Origin of the sequence: Streptomyces sp. NPDC012825 (assembly GCF_042900925.1) — a bacterium.
In the GTDB taxonomy this organism is placed as follows: Bacteria; Actinomycetota; Actinomycetes; order Streptomycetales; family Streptomycetaceae; genus Streptomyces.
Genome location: NZ_JBIBBZ010000015.1, coordinates 112,812 through 128,417, shown reverse-complemented (window position 1 = coordinate 128,417; position 15,606 = coordinate 112,812). Strand labels below are relative to the sequence as shown.

The 15,606-nt window shown below is 72.5% G+C and carries 12 protein-coding genes; 5 read left to right on the top strand and 7 right to left on the bottom strand.

From position 1 onward, the window contains the following. Positions 1 to 79: 79 nt before the first annotated feature. Entirely contained in the window at positions 80 to 628 is a 549-nt protein-coding gene (locus tag ACFY7E_RS25995; protein ID WP_389488775.1) for a hypothetical protein, read from the bottom strand. Between the two features lie 204 nt (positions 629 to 832). On the opposite strand from ACFY7E_RS25995, the gene ACFY7E_RS25990 reads away from it, so the two are divergent. Next, the gene (locus ACFY7E_RS25990; RefSeq protein WP_389488773.1) at positions 833 to 1,555 is read left to right on the top strand and encodes a VOC family protein; all 723 of its coding nucleotides are present in this window, start codon (positions 833 to 835) and stop codon (positions 1,553 to 1,555) included. Positions 1,556 to 1,699: 144 nt separating this feature from the next. Here ACFY7E_RS25990 and ACFY7E_RS25985 read toward each other — a convergent pair whose 3' ends face one another. The 6 genes from ACFY7E_RS25985 to ACFY7E_RS25960 all read right to left on the bottom strand — a co-directional run bounded on the left by ACFY7E_RS25985 (position 1,700) and on the right by ACFY7E_RS25960 (position 8,632). Then, positions 1,700 to 3,457 carry an alpha-amylase family protein gene (locus tag ACFY7E_RS25985; protein WP_389488771.1) on the bottom strand — a complete coding sequence of 586 codons (1,758 nt, stop codon included), beginning with the start codon at positions 3,455 to 3,457 and terminating at the stop codon, positions 1,700 to 1,702. Continuing rightward, positions 3,454 to 4,452: a TIGR03885 family FMN-dependent LLM class oxidoreductase gene (locus tag ACFY7E_RS25980; RefSeq protein WP_389488769.1), complete on the bottom strand. Its 999-nt coding sequence runs from the start codon at positions 4,450 to 4,452 to the stop codon at positions 3,454 to 3,456. Before ACFY7E_RS25980 ends, ACFY7E_RS25985 begins: the two co-directional genes overlap by 4 nt. 60 nt (positions 4,453 to 4,512) lie before the next feature. Continuing rightward, on the bottom strand, positions 4,513 to 6,213 hold the full coding sequence (locus ACFY7E_RS25975) for an alpha-glucosidase (protein WP_389488766.1): 1,701 nt from the start codon (positions 6,211 to 6,213) through the stop codon (positions 4,513 to 4,515). 165 nt (positions 6,214 to 6,378) lie between these two features. After that, on the bottom strand, positions 6,379 to 7,074 hold the full coding sequence (locus ACFY7E_RS25970; RefSeq protein ID WP_389488764.1) for a nitroreductase: 696 nt from the start codon (positions 7,072 to 7,074) through the stop codon (positions 6,379 to 6,381). Positions 7,075 to 7,276: 202 nt separating this feature from the next. Next, on the bottom strand, positions 7,277 to 7,540 hold the full coding sequence (locus tag ACFY7E_RS25965) for a hypothetical protein (RefSeq protein ID WP_389488762.1): 264 nt from the start codon (positions 7,538 to 7,540) through the stop codon (positions 7,277 to 7,279). A 63-nt stretch (positions 7,541 to 7,603) separates the two neighbouring features. Next, on the bottom strand, positions 7,604 to 8,632 hold the full coding sequence (locus tag ACFY7E_RS25960) for a hypothetical protein (RefSeq protein WP_389488759.1): 1,029 nt from the start codon (positions 8,630 to 8,632) through the stop codon (positions 7,604 to 7,606). 306 nt (positions 8,633 to 8,938) lie between these two features. On the opposite strand from ACFY7E_RS25960, the gene ACFY7E_RS25955 reads away from it, so the two are divergent. The 4 genes from ACFY7E_RS25955 (at position 8,939) to ACFY7E_RS25940 (ending at position 15,588) form a co-directional block, all read left to right on the top strand. Continuing rightward, a complete protein-coding gene (locus ACFY7E_RS25955; protein ID WP_389488756.1) occupies positions 8,939 to 13,657 on the top strand; it encodes an RHS repeat-associated core domain-containing protein in 4,719 nt (1,572 codons plus the stop codon). After that, complete coding sequence (locus ACFY7E_RS25950) at positions 13,654 to 14,328, top strand: histone-like nucleoid-structuring protein Lsr2 (RefSeq protein ID WP_389488754.1); 675 nt, start codon at positions 13,654 to 13,656, stop codon at positions 14,326 to 14,328. Before ACFY7E_RS25955 ends, ACFY7E_RS25950 begins: the two co-directional genes overlap by 4 nt. A gap of 78 nt (positions 14,329 to 14,406) precedes the next feature. Next, a complete protein-coding gene (locus tag ACFY7E_RS25945; RefSeq protein ID WP_389488752.1) occupies positions 14,407 to 14,574 on the top strand; it encodes a hypothetical protein in 168 nt (55 codons plus the stop codon). Between the two features lie 336 nt (positions 14,575 to 14,910). After that, the gene (locus tag ACFY7E_RS25940; RefSeq protein WP_389488750.1) at positions 14,911 to 15,588 is read left to right on the top strand and encodes a DUF4241 domain-containing protein; all 678 of its coding nucleotides are present in this window, start codon (positions 14,911 to 14,913) and stop codon (positions 15,586 to 15,588) included. Positions 15,589 to 15,606: the final 18 nt, after the last annotated feature.

The window sequence follows — 15,606 nt, the reverse complement described above, 5'->3', positions numbered from 1 at the left end:
GGGCCGGGCCGCCGGTGTGCGGGACGAACGGCATCCCGCACACCGACGACCCGGCCCCGGAGCCGAGGGGTCCCGGCCGTCAGCGGTAGTCGTCCGGGTGGCCCTGCATCCAGGTGTTGATCCGGTCGCGCGTCCCGATCAGCAGGCTCTGGTGCTTCTTCAGGTTCTCGAAGGAACGGTCGCCGTCGAGTTCCCCGTTGAGCTTCTCGATCAGCGCGATCGGCTCGGGGAAGTGCCCGGGTCCCTTCTCGTCGCCCTTCATGGCGCGGTCCATCCGCTGGAGTTCGTCGTAGACCCGTCCGAGGAAGTAGGAGCAGTTGCCCGGGTCGGCGCACGAGTCGTCCAGGGTCGCCTGGAGTCCGGCGAAGGCGTCGCGCACGCGCTCGACCGAGGTCGTGTCGGGACGCGCGGTCGCGTCCTCCGCGTCGGTCGGCGCGGCACTCCCACCCGCGTCCGCCGTCGTCGGCGCTTCGCCGGCCTCCTGGCCGGCCGGGGCCGTCGTGGCCACGGAGGCCGACGTACCGGCCGGCGCGCCGGAGCCGTTCGTCTCGGACGCGCCGCAGGAAACGACGAGCAGGGCCAGCGCGGCGGCGACGACCGCCGTGCCGGGCGTCGAGGACTTGGGCATGGATCTCCCCCTGGATCGATGTGTCAGGTGACCCTGCAGAACGATCGGTTCCCGGTGGGAAACCGGTCCGGACGGTGGAAGCGAGGGAACCGCGACACCCGCGCCGGAAACCCGGGTGCGCGAGCCGTGCGGCCCCCCTAGGCTCCGCTGGCGGTCAGGGCACGGTGCCGCATCGACCGCCGGCGGATCGGAGACGTACGAGGTATGACCAGCCAACTGTTCGCGATCTGTTTCCACGCGACCCGGCCCTCCGACCTGGCGCGGTTCTGGTCGGGGGTCCTGGGCTGGGAGCCGGACGACGGCCCGGACGACGGCATCGCGATCCTGGCCCCCGACGGCGCCGGGTTCCGCATCCGCTTCGTGCCGGGCGGGGAGCCGAGGACCGGCCGCAACCGGGCGCACTTCGACCTGACGAGCGCCTCCCCGGAGCAACAGCGGCAGACGGTGGCCAGGGCGTTGCGGACCGGCGGAGCACACCTCGACGTGGGTCAACTCCCGGAGGAGGGGCACGTGGTGCTCGCCGATCCGGACGGCAACGAGTTCTGCGTCATCGAGGCGGGCAACGCGTTCCTCGCCGACACCGGCGTCATCGGGGCGCTGGCCTGCGACGGCACCCAGGCGGTCGGTTACTTCTGGAGCGAGGCCCTGGGGTGGCCACTGGTCTGGGACCAGGACCAGGAGACCGCGATCCAGTCGCCGGACGGCGGTACGAAGATCACCTGGGGCGGTCCTCCGGTGGCGCCGAAGAGCGGCACGAACAGGCTGTACTTCGAGCTGGCGCTTCCCGCCGGAGCCGACCGGAAGACGGAACTGGACCGCCTCGTCGCCCTCGGCGCGACACGCGTCGACACGGGCGGGGGGGACGGCGACCGGGTGACGCTGCTCGATCCCGACGGCAACGAGTTCTCCGTACGAGCGCCCCGATAACGCAGCCGGTCCGACCGGGCCACGGCTCTGCGCCGCGGGAGCGCTCGCGCCGGCGGACGAGGAGATGTGGCGGGAGCGGGTCCGGCCCGCACGGGTGACCGACCCGCTCCCGTCCCCTCGCCCCGTTCGCGGGACGGGGGGAGCCTACGGACGGCGGGTGGACGCCGCCCGTGCGGTCGACGGGGAGGTGCCCTCGCGGCGCTCCTGACGGACGACGGCCGCGCGTTCCGGGTCGTCCAGCGGGGTGTCCACCCGCAGCCAGCGGTAGCCGTACGGCTCCAGGCCGACGTCGACGCGACCGCCCGCCGACGCCTCGACGCTGTCGTCGGTGAGCAGGTCGGTGAGCGGACGGCCGCCCTTCAGGCCCGGCACGGTCACGGCCGCGTCGATCTTCCGGGACGAGAAGTTGTGCAGCACCAGTACCGCCCCCTCCGGGAGCGAGCTGAGGTGGGCCAGGACGCCGGGGTCGTCCGCGTCGAGCACCTCGGTACGGCCCCAGGCGAGCTCGGGCGCCTCGCGGTACCGCTCGATCAGCGTCCGTACGCGGGTGAGGAGCGAGTCCGGGTCGTGCGCCTGGTCGTGCACGTTCACCCGCTCCGGCCCGTACGCGCCCCCGGTCATCGGATTGGGGAAGTCGCCGCGCGGCGCGGTGGAGAATCCGGCGCCCCGGTCCGCCGTCCACTGCATGGGGGTGCGGACGGCCTGCCGGCCCTCCGCGGCGAGGTTCTCGCCCATCCCGATCTCCTCGCCGTAGAAGAGCACGGGCGTGCCGGGCAGGCTGAACAGCAGGCTGTGGGCCAGCTCCACGCGACGGCGGTCGCCGCCGACCATCGGGGGCAGCCGGCGGCGCAGGCCCCGGCCGTACAACTGCATGTCCTCCTCCGGGCCGAAGGCGGCGAACACCTCGGCGCGCTCGTCGTCGTCCAGCTTGTCGAGCGTCAGCTCGTCGTGGTTGCGGACGAAGGTCGCCCAGTGCCCGTCGCGCGGGGCCTCCGGGCGCTCGCGCAGGGCCGCCGCCAGCGGCCCGGCCTCCTCACGGGCGAAGGACAGGTACATCTTCTGCATGCCGATGAAGTCGAAGCACATGGTCAGCTCGTCGCCCCGCTCGGACTCCGGGCCGCCGAAGAACTCCATGGTCTCGGGATAGGGCAGGTTGACCTCGCCGAGCAGGACCGCCTCGCCGTTGCGGCGCCCGAGGAAGGCCCGCAGGTCGGCCAGGTAGTCGTGCGGATCGGGCAGCCGGTCCGCGTCCTCCTGGCCGTCGGTCTCCAGGAGGAAGGGGACCGCGTCGACGCGGAAGCCGGAGAGGCCGAGCTGCGTCCAGAAGCCCATGATGCGGGCTATCTCGTCGCGCACGGCGGGGTTGGCCACGTTGAGGTCGGGCTGCTGCCGGTAGAACCGGTGCAGGTAGTACTGCCCGGTCTCCTCGTCGTACTCCCACAGGCTCTTCTCGGCGTCCGGGAAGACCACGCCGCTGGGCCCGTCCTCGGGCGGCTCGTCGCGCCAGACGTACCAGTCGCGGCGCGCGGACGTACGGCTGGAGCGGGCCTCCCGGAACCACGGGTGCTGGTCGGAGGTGTGGTTCACCACCAGGTCGGCGATGACCCGGATGCCCCGGTCGCGGGCGGTCCGCACGAACTCGGTGAAGTCCCCGAGGGTCCCCAGGCGCGGGTCGACGCCGTAGAAGTCGGTGATGTCGTAGCCGTCGTCCCGTTCCCGGGTCGGGTAGAACGGCATCAGCCACACGCAGGTGACGCCGAGGCGGACGAGGTGGTCGATCCGCTGGGTCAGGCCCGCGAAGTCGCCGATGCCGTCGCCGTCGCCGTCCTGGTACGTCTCGACGTCCAGGCAGTACACGACCGCGTTCTTCCACCACAGGTCGGAGGTCCGGGTCAGTCTCATCGGGCGTCCTCCGCGCGCGCGGGACCGGCCGGGACCGCGTCGAGCCGGGGCAGCACCTCGTCGCCGAACGCGTCGATGAACGCGCTCTGTTCGCGGCCGACGTGGTGCAGCATGATCGTGTCGAAGCCGAGGTCGGCGTACTCCTGGAGCCAGGCCGCGTGCTGTCCGAGGTCGGCCGAGACGTTGACCGCCTCCGCGACCCGCTCCGGCGTGACGTGCTCGCTGACCTCGTCGAACAGCTCGGCCGTGTCCAGGTCCCAACTCACCGGCGGCCCGTGCACGTTGGTGCGCCACTGGTCGTGGGCGACGGCGAGCGCGGTGTCCGGGTCCGGGTCCCAGCTCAGATGGACCTGGAGGTGCAGCCGGCCCCTCCCTCCGGCGGAGCGGTAGGCGTCCACGATCCGGCGCAGGCGCTCGTGCGGCGCGTTGACGGTGATGAGGCCGTCGGCCCACTCGGCGCACCAGCCCGCGGTGGCCTCGCTGCACGCGGCGCCGATCAGCGGCGGCACGGTCTCCGGGCGGGTCCACAGACGCGCCCGGTCCACGGTCACCAGACCGTCGTGGCTCACCTCCTCGCCGCGCAGCAGTGCCCGGATGACGTCGACGCACTCGCGCAGTCGCGCGTTGCGCACGTCCTTGCGCGGCCAACGGCCGCCGGTGATGTGCTCGTTGGACGCCTCCCCGCTGCCCAGGGCCGCCCAGAAGCGGCCCGGGTACATGGCGGCGAGGGTGCCGACGGCCTGGGCGACGATCGCGGGGTGGTAGCGCTGTCCGGGCGCGTTGACGACGCCGAAGGGGATGCGGTCGGTGGCCTGGAGGGCGGAGCCGAGCCAGGACCACGCGAAGCCGGACTCGCCCTGCCGGACGCTCCAGGGCGAGAAGTGGTCCGAGCACATGGCGGCGCCGAAACCGGCCTCCTCCGCGCGGACGGCCGCGGCCAGGAGGTCCGCGGGAGGCACCTGTTCGTGCGAGGCGTGGAATCCGTAGACGGTCATGGGCCGCGCCTACCCCGGGGAGCGGGGATCAGGCGGCACGACCGGTGAGGTGACGTCGACTCATCCGACCCGCCGGTGCACCCTCGCCTCCCAGGGGGCGAGGACCGTGCGCCCGTGCTCCGCCGGGACGGACGGCCCGTTGTCCAGGACGAGTTCGGCGTCCTCCCAGCCGTCGGGTAGGTCCACGGCCACGGTGTCGCCGGTGAAGTTGCCGAGGACCAGCAGGGTGGTCCCCTCGTGGTGGCGGGTGAAGGCGTACACGCGCTCGTCGTCGGGCAGCAGCATGGTGAAGTCGCCGTGCACGACGGCCGGTTCGTCGTGGCGCAGGGCTATCAGGCGCCGGTAGTGGTGGTAGACGGAGTCGGGGTTCGCGCGGGCCGCGGCGGCGTTGACCCGGGTGTGGTCCGGGTTGACCGGGAACCAGGGGGTGCCCGTGGTGAAGCCGGCCCCCGGGGAGGCGTCCCACTGCATGGGCGTACGGGCGTTGTCCCGGCCCATCGCGCGCAGTCCGGGCAGGACCTCCTCGGGCCGCGCTCCCGCGCGCAGCGCCTGCGCGTAGTGGTTGAGGGACTCGATGTCCCGGAAGTCCTCGATGGTGCGCAGGGGCGCGTTGGCCATGCCCAGTTCCTCCCCCTGGTAGACGTAGGGGGTGCCCCGGTGCAGGTGCAGCACCGTCGCCAGCATGGTCGCGGACCGCGTGCGGTGACGGGGACCGTCGTCGCCGAAGCGGGAGACGACGCGCGGCTGGTCGTGGTTGTTCCAGTACAGGCTGTTCCAGCCGACGTCCGCGAGGCCGGTCTGCCAGCGGCCCAGGGACGCCTTCAGATCGGTCAGCCGCAGCGGTCGCGGATCGAACTTGTGGACGCCGTGGTCGAGTCCGACGTGCTCGAACTGGAACACCATGTCGAGTTCGGCGCGGCGCGGGTCGGTGAAGAGGCGGGCCTGTTCGACGGTCACGCCGGGCATCTCCCCGACGGTCAGCAGCCGGCCGGGGTACCGGGCCATGACCTCCCGGTGCATCTCCCGGAGGTACTCGTGGATGCGTGGGCCGCAGACGAAGGAGGGCGACCCGTCGCCGTACGGACCGTCACCGCGCAGCACCCCGTCGGGCAGCGCCGGGTCCTTCGAGACGAGGTTGACGACGTCCATCCGGAAGCCGTCCACGCCCCGCTCCAGCCACCACCGCATCATCGCGTACACGGCCTCGCGCACCTCCGGGTTCTCCCAGTTGAGGTCGGGCTGCTTGGGCGAGAACAGGTGCAGGTAGTACGCGTCGCTCGCGGGGTCGTGCGTCCACGCCGGACCGGAGAAGAACGAGCCCCAGTTGTTGGGCTCGCGACCGTCGCGCGGCGGCCGCCACCAGTACCAGTCGCGCTTGGGGCTCCCGGGGTCGCGCGACTCCCGGAACCAGGGGTGCTCGTCGGAGGTGTGGTTGACGACCAGGTCCATGATCAGCTTCATGCCGCGTTCGTGCACCGCCGCGAGGAGGCGGTCGAAGGCCGCGAGATCGCCGAAGACGGGGTCGACGTCCTGGTAGTCGCTGATGTCGTAGCCGTTGTCGTCCTGCGGCGACGGATAGACGGGGGAGAGCCACACCACGTCCACGCCGAGCTCCACGAGGTGGTCCAGACGGCCGGTGATGCCGTCCAGGTCACCGATGCCGTCGCCGTCGGAGTCGGCGAAGCTGCGGGGGTAGATCTGGTAGACGACCGCGGACTTCCACCACGCGTCGTCCTTCCCTGTCACGGTGCCGGGCGTCATCGACGGTCTCCTCCGGGCGTCGGGGGCACGGGCCATGGGTTCTCTGTCCCGCGTACGGCGGCTGAACCGCGCGACCGGCGTGATGACGGGACGGAGGACGGCATCCACGCGCGTGCCCCCGGGCCGCCCTCGCCCCGGTGGAGCCCGCCGGGCGCGTGACCGGGTTCAGGAGGTGTGCCACGTGACGGCGTTCTCCGGCTCCTCCCGGTCGGTACGGAACGCGTTGACCGGATGGCCGAGGTCGGGGTGGCCGAAGGAGATGCCCGCCACCACGCGCCGGTTGTCCGGAATGCCGAAGTGCGCGCGGAGGAAGCCCGAGTAGGCGGCGAGGGCGGCTTGGGGCGCCGCGGCCAGACCGAGGCTGTGGGCGGCGAGCAGGAAGGTGTCGATGTAGAGGCCGCAGTCGACGGCCCCGTAGACACCGAGATCGGCCTCGGTGGTGACGATCGCGACGTGCGGCGCGTCGAACAGCTCGAAGTTGCGGAGCGTCTGCCGCAGGGTCCGCTCCCGGTCGTCCCCGGCGATGCCGAGACTGCCGTAGAGCCGGAGACCGCACTCGCGCCGACGCTCCCGGTGGACCCCGGTGTACTGCGTGGGGAACGGGAAGTCGGGCGAGTCCGGGTGGCTCAGGACGTGGGCCGACAGCTCGGCGCGCAGCCGCTCGGTCGCGGCGCCCTCGGTGATGTGCAGCTGCCAGGGCTGGGTGTTGCACCAGGAGGGGGTGCGCTGGGCCAGTCGCAGGAGCCGCTCGACGGTCGCCCGGGGGACGGGGTCGGGCAGGAACTGGCGGCAGGTGAACCGCTCGGCGAGGATCCGGCTCAACGCCTCGTACAGGTCGGTACCGGTGCCGGTCGGGTTCAAGGCGACGCCTCCGCACAGTGGTCTCGTTCCGGGACCGCACACTATCCGGGCCGGCGGCGGACCGTCCGCGTGTTCGGCGCCCGCCCCGCCCGCGACGGAACCGGCCGGGCGTTCGAGGCCGGGCGTCCGAAGCGCGGTACGGAGGGCGGGCAGGACCCGGTTCCCCCGAACGCCCGCGGGGATCCCGGCCCCCCGCGGGCGTTCAGGAGGTCCCACGGTCGTCCGAGGCCGCGGCGTCGTCCCGCCCGTCCTCCGACTCACCGATGAGCCGGGTCTCCAGGCGGTAGACGACGGTGGCGTCGCGGTACTCCCGGCCGGGGACGACCTTCTCGGGAAGACGGACCCGGTCGCTGCCGCTCGTCGACTCCCGTTCCCCGGCGCCCGGGAAACGAACGGCCGTCCGGGGCGCCTCCAGGAAGCGGAGGCGCTCGCAGCGGACCGTCGCGTGGAACGCGATGTCCTGCACCGGATCCCGCGTCCGCGCACCGGGTCTCCGTCCGACGGCGTCCGGCGCGGACGCGGCAGCCGTTCAGGGCGGCTCCTCCTGTTCCCCGGCGGCGCGACGACGTCCGGACCGCGGTGGCGGCTTCCCCTCCTCCGTACGCGCCCGCCGCGTACGGGTCCCCTCCGTTTTCCGTACCGCCCCGTCCTCCGCCTTCTTCCCGACCTTCTTGCGCGCCGTGCTCCGCTTGACCGGTTTGGCCCGGCGTGTCGTGGCACCCGCCGTGCCTGTGGCGTCCGTGGCGTCCGTGGCGTCCGTGGCGTCCGTGGCGGTCCTGCCGGTCCCGCGTACCGCACCGCCCGCCGTCCCGGCCAGGTCCGCAGCCCCGCCGACCACGTCCTCGGTGGCGTCGCCGACCCTCCCGCCGGCCTTTCCGACGGTCCGGCCCGCCTCGCCGCCCACCTCCCGGACGGTGCTTCCGGCTTCCCGACCGACGTCCTCGGCCACCGAGCCGACGCCGTGGCCCACGTCCCGGACCGCGACCCCGGCACCCCTGCCGACGTCCTGGACGGCCGCGCCGGCGCCTTGGCCGACGTCCTGGACGGCCGCTCCCGCGCCCCTGCCCAGCTCGCCCACGGCCTGACGGGCCCCGCCGCCGACGTCCCGCACCGCCGATCCGATCCCCCGGGTCAGCTCGTGCAGGATCTCCGGGTTGCGGTCGATCGTGGTGAGCACCCGGTTGATGATCATCGCCACGTTGTCGAGACGCACCCTGAGCTGCGCCTGCGCCTCCACACCCGAGATGCCCAGGTGCACCCGGCCGAGCAGGACGTCGGCACCCACGTTCAGTTTCAGCAGGTCCAGCACCTCGGCCTGGAGCGAGACGTGCGCCCGCAGGTTCTCGACGTCCAGGTCGATCTCGTCGACCTTCAGCAGGGGGACGTCCAGGAAGACGTCCGGAGCGGCGTCGTCGGCCACGCCGCCCGCGACGTCACCGTAATCCCCCTCCTCATGGACGTACGCCTCGTCGTCCTGGTCGTGGAAGTCCGGCTCCTCGTCGTGGAAGACGCGCTCCTCGCCGTACGCCTCGTCGTCCTCGGCGTTGTCGTGTACCACCGCAGCTCCCCGGCTCGCCGACCCTTTTCGTCCATTTTGATCCGTCATGCGGATCGGTGCGCTGTCAGCGCCACCGGATGGGCGAGGAGTGCGCCCCCCGGCGCCGCGGCGGTGTGAGCGACCCGGCACCGCGACGCTGTGAGGGGCCCGGGCGGTGGCGCCGTCCCGACCTGCCCCGACACGGCCTTCCGCGGCACGTTCCAGGAACCGTCCGGGCACCGGCAGACGTCTCACGGCATGGTGTGTGATCTTCTCCGCACAGGTGAGCCGCCTTTCTGCGGACCGGGGACCGGGGGTTGTTGCGTCGTGGGATACACGATTCCTGAGGGCGTCGACACGATGCTCGACATCGTCGGCGTGGGATGGCCGAACGTCGACGAGGACGCCTACCGCGACATGGCGGACTCCCTGCGCGAATTCGCCGACGACGCGGACGACGACGCTGGCGTCGCCTACGCCCATGTGCAGAAGCTGCTCTCCACCGGGCGGAGCGAGTCGCTCAGCGCCCTGGACCGGCACTGGTCGAAAGTGCAGAGCAAGCACAAGGACCTGGCGAAGGCCGCCCGCGTCGTCGCCGGCGCGCTCGATCGCGTGGCGGACATCATCGTCGCCCGGAAGATCCTGGCCGTGGGCGAGCTGGCGGACCTGTGCGCGACGGTGGGCGTCACGCTCGCCTTCGCGCCGCTGACGGCGGGCCTGTCGACACTGCTCGCCGGCGCGAAGATCGCGGCGACGCGCATCGCGTTCAAGAAGATCCTGAAGGAGATGGCGGAAGAGGCCGTCGCGGAGATCATGGCGACGCTCACCGAGCCCGCGGTCGCCGCGATCGAGAACATCGTGGCCGACCTGGCGATACAGACGGCGCTGAACGCGGCGGGGGTCCAGGACGGCTACGACACCGACCGGACGGTGCAGGCGGGCAAGGACGGACTGCGGCTCAACTCCGTCGGCGGGGCCTCGGTTCCGGGCCCGCGCGGCGGCCCGGAGATCGACCACGACGCCCACGGCAAGGCCGGAACGCACCTGGCCGGCGTGCAGATCACCATGCGTGACAAGGCCGGGTCGAAGCTGGGCAGGGCCAGGAGCCATCACGGCCGCGCGAAGGGCAAGGACTCCCTCACCGCCGTCCTCGACACCACCATCGAAGGGGTCACGGAGAAACTCACCAAGGCCCTCGACGACCTGGGCGACCACATCGGCAAGAAGGTCCCCGACGCCATCACCAAGAGTTCCAGGACCCACAAGGACACCGACGGGGACGTCCGGGATCACGTCGGAGGCGTCCACGCCAAGGGCGACAAGGACGCGGGCGACCTGACCGGCAGGCGGGGCGGCTCCGAGCCCGCGCGCGGCCGGGGAGGGCCGGGCGGCGGACGGACGAAGCCGGCGAGCCTGGACACGGCCAAGGACGACGCGCGGCGCAACGGCATCCCGCTGCAGAGGAAGACCTGCAGGAACGACCCGATCGACGTCGCCACCGGCGAGACGACACTGCCCCAGACGGATCTGTCCCTCGCCGCCTCCCTTCCCTTCGTCCTGCTCCGTACCCACCTCTCCGAATACCGCTGGGGCCGCTGGTTCGGACGCAGCTGGGCCTCCACCCTGGACGAACGCATCGAGCTGGACTCCGCCTGCCGGGGAGCGGTCTGGGCACGGCAGGACGGTTCCCTGCTCGTCTACCCGCGGCTGCCGTCCCCGGACGACACCGACGGCGTCCTGCCCCTCGAAGGGCCTCCGCTGCCCCTGACCCGCGGCGGGCAGGACAACGGCTCCACGACCTATCGCATCTCCGATCCGTCGTCGGGGACGACGCGCTACTTCACCGGCAGCCCCTACCACCGGTCCTCCGCCTACTGGTTGAGCGAGATCGAGGACCGCAACCACACGGGTGTCACGTTCCTGCGCCGGAGCGACGGGGCCCCGGTCCGGATCGTGCACGACGGCGGCTACCAGGTCGACCTGCGGATCGCGGACGACCGCGTGTCCGAGCTGTCCCTGCGAACCCCCGAAGGCCCCGTCACCGTCATGCGGTACGGGTACGACGATCTTGGCGACCTCACCGGCGTCACCAACTCCTCCGGCCTCCCCCTGCGGTTCACCTACGACGACCAGGGGCGCGTCACGTCCTGGACCGACCGCAACGACTCCACGTTCCAGTACGTCTACGACGCGTCGGGACGGGTCGTGCGCACGGTCGGCCCCGAAGGCTTCCTGTCCTCCGCGTTCGCCTACGAAGAGCTCCCCGAAACGGGCGGACGCCTCACCCGGTACACCGATTCCACCGGCGCCACCACCGTCTTCGAACTCGACCACCGCCTCCGGCTCGTCGCCGAGACCGACCCCCTGGGAAACACCGCGCGCTTCGAGTTCGACGAACACGACCGGCTGCTGGCCCGGACCGACGCCCTGGGCCGCACCACCCGCTTCGAGCGCGACGCGCACGGCGACCTCGTCGGCCTCACCGCTCCCGACGGCGCGCGCACCGGCGCGGTCTTCAACCCGATGCGCCTGCCGGTCGAGGTCACCGAACGCGGTGGCGCCCGGCACCTGTACGAGTACGACGACCGGGGCAACCGCACCGCGGTGACCGACCCCACCGGCGCGCGCACGGAGTACGAGTTCGGCGCCCGCGGACACGTGACCGCGATACGCGACGCCCTCGGGGGCCTCACCCGGGTGCGGACCGACGCCGCCGGCCTGCCCCTGAGCGTCACCACGCCGGACGGAGCGAGCGTGCTCTGCGCCCGCGACGCGTTCGGCCGGATCGTGTCCGTCACCGACGCCGTCGGCGGCACACTGCGCCAGGGCTGGACCGTCGAGGGGAAACCCGCGTGGCGGGAACTGCCCGACGGGTCCCGCGAGGAATGGAGCTGGGACGGCGAGGGCAACCTCGTCGGCCACACGGACCGCACGGGCCGCGTCAGCACCCACACCGCCACCCACTTCGACCGGCCCTCCACCAGCACCACCGGGGACGGAAGCGACTACCGCTTCGTCCACGACACCGAACTGCGCCTGACCAAGGTGGTCAACGCGCAGGGGCTGGAGTGGAGCTACACCTACGACGCGGCCGGCCGGCTCGTCTCCGAGACCGACTTCGACGGCCGCTCGCTGACCTACGAACACGACGCGGTCGGCCGCCTCGCGCGCCGCACGAACGCCGCCGGCCAGAGCCTCACCTTCGAGCGCGACGTCCTGGGGCGCGTGACCCGCATGCGCCACGACGACGGCGCCGTGTCCGTCCTCACGTACGGCGAGTCCGGCCACGTCTCGCGGATCACCAACGCCCACGCGCGGATCGACCTCGAACGCGACGAGGCCGGAAGGGTCCTCACGGAGAGCGTCGACGGCCGGACCATGACCTTCGCCTACGACGCCCTGGGCCGACGCACCCACCGGCGGACCCCGTCGGGCGCCACCAGCGACCTCGCCCACGCGGCGGACGGCCTGGCCGCCCACACCGTGGGGGAGCACACCTTCCGCTTCGAACGCGACGCCCTGGGCCGCGAGACGTCACGCACGCTCGACGAACTCCTCACCCTGCGCCAGGAGTTCGACCCCGTCGGACGCGTCACGGAACAAACCCTGGACTTCCGGGAGAACACCCTGCTGCGGCGGGCCTTCGACTACCGGGCCGACGGCTCCCCCCTCGGCATCCACGACAGTCTCGGCGGCCACCGGGCGTTCACCCTCGACCCGGCCGGCCGGATCACCGCCGTCCGCGCCGAGGGATGGACGGAGCGGTACGCCTACAACGCCGCGGGCGACCAGACCCGCGTCGCCCTCCCCGCCCGGGCGCCGGGCCAGGACAGCGCGGGAGACCGGCACTACGACGGCACCCGCGTCACCCGCGCCGGCCGCACCCGCTACCGCTACGACGCCCAGGGCCGCATGGTGCTGCGGACGACCACCACCCTCAGCGGCAAGTCGCTCGACTGGCACTTCGCCTGGGACGCCGAGGACCGGCTCACCCGCGTCGAGGTCCCCGACGGCAGCCGGTGGCACTACCACTACGACGCGCTCGGCCGCCGCGTCGCCAAGCGGCGCGAGGACGGCGACGGAAACCCGCTGGAGACCGTCACGTACACCTGGGACGGCTCCCAGCTCGCCGAGCAGCACGCGCACGCCCACGGCACGATCCTGGTCTGGGACTACACCGGACTGCGACCCCTGGCCCAGCGCGAATTCAAGGTCGACGGCGCTCGGCGGGAGATCGACCGGCGCTTCTTCGCCGTCGTCTCCGACCTCTCGGGAGCCCCCACCGAACTCGTCGACGGCGACGGCGCCCTCGCCTGGCGCTCCCGCAGCACCGCCTGGGGCACGACCCAGTGGAACAGGAACAGCACGGCCTTCACCCCGCTGCGCTATCCCGGCCAGTACTTCGACGCCGAAACCGGCCTCCACTACAACGTCAACCGCTACTACGACCCCGAACTGGGCCGCTACGTCACCCCGGACCCCCTCGGTCTCGCCCCCGCCGTCAACCCCTACACCTACGTCCCCAACCCCTTCACCCTGACGGACCCCCTGGGCCTGGCCGGCTGCGAGGCCGACCCGACCTGGGGCGGGCGGGTCACCTTCACCCGCGACCAGCACGGCCGCCCCTACGAGATGAACGCGACCGTCACCAGGGACATGCTCGACGAAGGCACCCACGCCGCCCAGGCGTTGAGACCGCCCGGGTTCATGGGCGGCGACGAGAACCAGGCCCGCGGACACCTGCTCGCCCGCATGCTCGGAGGATCCGGCGACACCCTGGACAACCTCTTCACCATCACCCAGAACCCGACCAACAGCCCGGCGATGCGAGACCTCGAACAAGCCATCTACAACGAGGTCGACTCTCCCACCGGCGGACGCGTCACCTACAACGTCTACCTCGAGTACACGGACGACGAGAAGGACTCCGTGCCCAAGTACATCCAGCTCGAGGCGTTCGACAGGAACGGCAAGGTCCTGGTCGATACCATGCTGGAGAACCCCGCCCACGAACAGCAGCGGCGCCACCGTCAAGGACTTCTGTGACCAGTATCGAGGACCTCACGCAGCTCGCCCCGCCCCCGGCCGGACCCGCTCCGAGCGACTGGCGCGCCGTCGAGGCCACCCTGGGCATGACGCTGCCCCACGACTACAAGCGCCTGGCCGACACCTACGGCCCCGGGGCCTTCTGCGACTTCGTCCGCGTCTACCACCCCCACGGCGCCACCGAATGGGTCGACCTGACCGGGCCGATGCCCGCCCGCCTCCGCCGGCAGCTGCTGAAGGACCGCGAGAGCGGCACGTACTCCATGCCGCACCCCCCGGAGGACCTGTTCGCCGTCGGAGTCACCGACAACGGCAACCATCTCTTCTGGGTCACCGATCCCGCGGCCGATCCGGACTCCTGGCGCCTCGCGGTCAACGAAGCGGACGGCCACGACTGGTACACCCACGACGGGAACCTCACCGAGTTCCTCGTCTCGGTACTGAGCGGCCGGACCCGCGTACCGGTCTTTCCCGAACGACTCCTCGACGGCGGCGTGTTCTTCACCCCGTCCCCGTCGGCCGACCGGGACCACCGGCCCGACCGGCCCTCCGCTCCGGCGAGCATCGACAGCCGGGCCGTCAGGGAATGGGCCCGTGCCCACGGATACGACGTCCCCGACCACGGACGCGTTCCCGCCGAGATCGTCCGGGCCTGGCAACAGGACCGGTGAGCCGGGCCCCGCACCGGCCGTTGTCGGTGCCGGGGCCCACCGTGTCCGTCACGGTCGGACGGAGCGGAGGGTGTCGGTGTGGGCGGGGACCAGGAACCGGTGACGGTCGTCGAAGTGGCGTACGCGCCGTGGCGTCCGCTGACGGCCGGGGCGGCACGGGAGAGGGACGCCGCGGGGCTGCCGTACGTCGTGGTGCAGCGGATCCCGGGGCGCGAGGCCCCGCTGGAGGTCCGGCTGGCCTCCTGACGGGACCACTACGTCGGCCCGTGGCTCTACGACGACCGGGGCCGCCGCACCGACGAGCTGGATCTGCGGCTGCTGGACGACCGGAGCCGGCTGCTCCGCCGGCGTACCCGTGAGTGGCGGTACACCGACCCGGGCACGGCGGAGTTCGACGAGCGGTGTCCCCGCTCCACCGTGGAACTGCTTCCGGACGGCAGGGGCTCCGTCTCCCGACAACCGCGGGGTGCGCACGGGGGAGGCCGGTCACGGTGCCGCGCCGACGTACGGCGCCGGCAGCACCGCCCCGGATTGGGGGAGTGGCCGCTCGCGACCGCCCTCCCGCAGGGACTCCCGGGACGAGTGACGCTCCGGCCGGCGGCGTCCGGCCCGGACGCGAGCACGGCGGACGCGTTCGACGACGTGTCCACCGCTCCCGCCACCTGCCGGCGGCCACCCCGCCCCGCGCGGCCCGGGCCGATCGACGCCCTCTTCGGCACCGGGCCCGCCGTCACGGTCCACGTCCCGCCCGGGGAGTACGTACTCGAGGAGGCCCGGGTCCGCGTCGGCCACGACTGCGAGTGGAGCCGGGAACGGGTCACCCGTACGGACACCACGGCGGTCCGACTGCGTGTCGGCGAGGCCCCCGCCGTGTCGTGGGAGACGGGCCTCGGCCCGGACGACGACCTCCGTCTGCCGGGGAAGGCCGAGATCTTCGGGTTCGACACCGACAGCGCGACCGGCTGCTTCGCCGACGCCGGCGTCTGGGAACCCCTCCGCCTGCTCGGCGAGCGGCACCATGTCCGGGAGGAGCCGGGGGCGGGGGAGAACATCCCCGACTCCATGTACCTCCTGCGCACTCGGGACGAGGCTTCGGGCGGCGGACTGGTCGCCTTCGCGACGACCGGCGACGGCACCTGCCCCGTGCGGGTGGGCCACTCCGCGGACGGAGGCCTGGCCGAAGTGGTGGTACTGGTGGCGGGGATGCCGGCGGTGCTGCGGGACGACAGCGCCGACGACACGGAGACCACGCCCACCTGAGGCCGGGCTCACCGGCGG